Below are 1,850 nucleotides of genomic sequence, written 5' to 3' on the forward strand. Positions count from 1 at the left end.
GGTCCCCGCGGGTTTACAACAGGGGGCTGTGCCGCCGGGGGGGCCCCGCGGGCCCGCTCAGGCCCCGGGGGCCCCCCAGACCGGTCCCCCGCGTCAGTCCACCCGCGTCAGTCCACCCAGCGGGCGTCCCGCTTCTCCAGGAACGCCGCCATCGCCTCGCGCGCGGCGGGGGTCTGCGACGAGGCCGCCATGACCTCGGCCGCGATCGCGTAGGCGTCCGCCTCGGGCCGGTCGAGTTGCGCGTAGATCGTCTGCTTCCCCATGGCCTTGCTCGCCCGGCTGCCGCGGGTGGCGCGGGCCATCAGCTCGTCCACCGCCGAGTCCAGCCACGCGAGCGGCACGACCCGGTTCACCAGGCCCCACTCCAGCGCGGTCTGCGCGTCGATCGGGTCACCGGTGAGCGCCAGCTCCATCAGCCGCTTGCGCCCCACCGAGCGCGCCACGGGCACGGCGGGCGTGTGGCAGAACCACCCGCCACCGCCGCCGGGCAGCGCGAACGAGGCGTCCTCGGCGGCCACCGCCAGGTCGCACGACGCCACCAGCTGGCACCCGGCGGCCGTGGCCACCCCGTGCACCCGCGCGATCACCACCTGCGGCACCGCCTGGATCGTGCGCATCAGCTCGACGCACACCCGCAGCAGCTCCTGCACCCCGCCGAGGTCCCGCTCGGCGACGTCGGCGAAGTCGTGCCCGGAGCAGAACGCGGGCCCGTCCCCGGCCAGCACGACCCCGGCCGCGTCGGTGGCCGCGACCGCGCGGAACGCGGCCAGCAGCTCGGCGAGGTGGTCCCCGGACAGCGAGTTGCGCCGCCCGGCCCGGTCCATGGTGATGCGCACGACGTCACCGGTGCGCTCGACGCTGATGTGCTCGCCCATGCCCCCGACGCTAGTGCCGCGTGATCGCCCCCGCACCGCTGCGGCCAGACTCGTGCCCATGGAGACCGCACTGATCGTGATCGACGTGCAGCAGGGATTCGCGGACCCGGTGTGGGGCGCGCGCAACAACCCGGACGCGGAGGCGAACATCGAGGCGCTGCAGAACGCCTGGCGGGGCCCGGTGGTGCTGGTGCGGCACGACTCGGTGGAGGAGGGCTCCCCGCTGCGCCCGGACCGGCCGGGGAACGCGCTGCAGGCGTTCCTGGACGTCGAGCGGGCGGATCTGGTGTTCGGCAAGTCGGTGAACTCGGCGTTCCACGGGGAGGTGGACCTGGACGGCTGGTTGCGCGAGCGGGGTGTGGCGGACGTGGTGCTGGTGGGGATCCAGACGAACATGTGCGTGGAGACGAGCACGCGGGTGGCGGGGAACCTGGGGTACCGGGTGACCGTGGCGTTGGACGCGACGTACACGTTCGACCTGGAGGACCTGACGGCGGACCAGCTGTGCCACGCGACGGAGGTCAACCTGAGGGGCGGCGGCTTCGCCCGGATCGCGTCGACGGCGGAGGTCCTGGCCGGACTGCGCTGAGCCTGGCCCCTGGCCCCTGCGCTGAACGGTGTCGTCCCCGTGCCGCGCCGTTGCCGACGGGCACGCACGTGGAGGACCATTCAGGACCGTGACGACGCTCACCCCCGTGCTCCTGCTGGCGGTCGCCCTGGGCCTGCTGGCGCTGGTGCTGCGCTGGGCGTTCGGCGCCGACAGACGAGCCGTGCCGGACCACACCGGCACCGACTTCGGCCTGCTCCGCGAGGTGGCCCTGGTCCCCACGGAGGAGGCCGCGCAGGTCCTGCTGTCCCGCCTGCACGCGGCGGGCCTGCGCGCGACCGCCGTCCGGAGGGACGGGGCGCACCTGCTGCTGGTGTTCCCGGCGGACGTGGCGGACGCGAAACTGCTGTTGCGCAAGGGGCCGTGAG

General features: G+C 74.5%; 3 protein-coding genes. 2 read left to right on the forward strand and 1 reads right to left on the reverse strand.

Translation table 11 applies throughout. The features are described 5' to 3' along the window. Nucleotides 1–107 precede the first annotated feature (107 nt). On the reverse strand, nt 108–875 hold the full coding sequence (locus tag ACTUAL_RS29195; protein WP_096496766.1) for an enoyl-CoA hydratase-related protein: 768 nt from the start codon (nt 873–875) through the stop codon (nt 108–110). A gap of 58 nt (nt 876–933) precedes the next feature. Here ACTUAL_RS29195 and ACTUAL_RS29200 point away from each other — a divergent pair, with 58 nt between their 5' ends. Further along, nucleotides 934–1,464, forward strand: a complete 531-nt coding sequence (locus ACTUAL_RS29200) for a cysteine hydrolase family protein (RefSeq protein ID WP_440902489.1) — start codon at nt 934–936, stop codon at nt 1,462–1,464. An 88-nt stretch (nt 1,465–1,552) separates the two neighbouring features. Further along, nucleotides 1,553–1,849, forward strand: a complete 297-nt coding sequence (locus tag ACTUAL_RS29205) for a hypothetical protein (RefSeq protein WP_440902490.1) — start codon at nt 1,553–1,555, stop codon at nt 1,847–1,849. The last annotated feature ends 1 nt before the right edge of the window (nt 1,850 follow it).

The organism is Actinosynnema sp., from assembly GCF_052038725.1.

Bases quoted from the DNA above. Each gene is read 5' to 3' on its own strand.
- ACTUAL_RS29195 (WP_096496766.1), bottom strand. From the start codon at position 875: ATGGGCGAGCACATCAGCGTCGAGCGCACCGGTGACGTCGTGCGCATC.
- ACTUAL_RS29200 (WP_440902489.1), top strand. From the start codon at position 934: ATGGAGACCGCACTGATCGTGATCGACGTGCAGCAGGGATTCGCGGAC.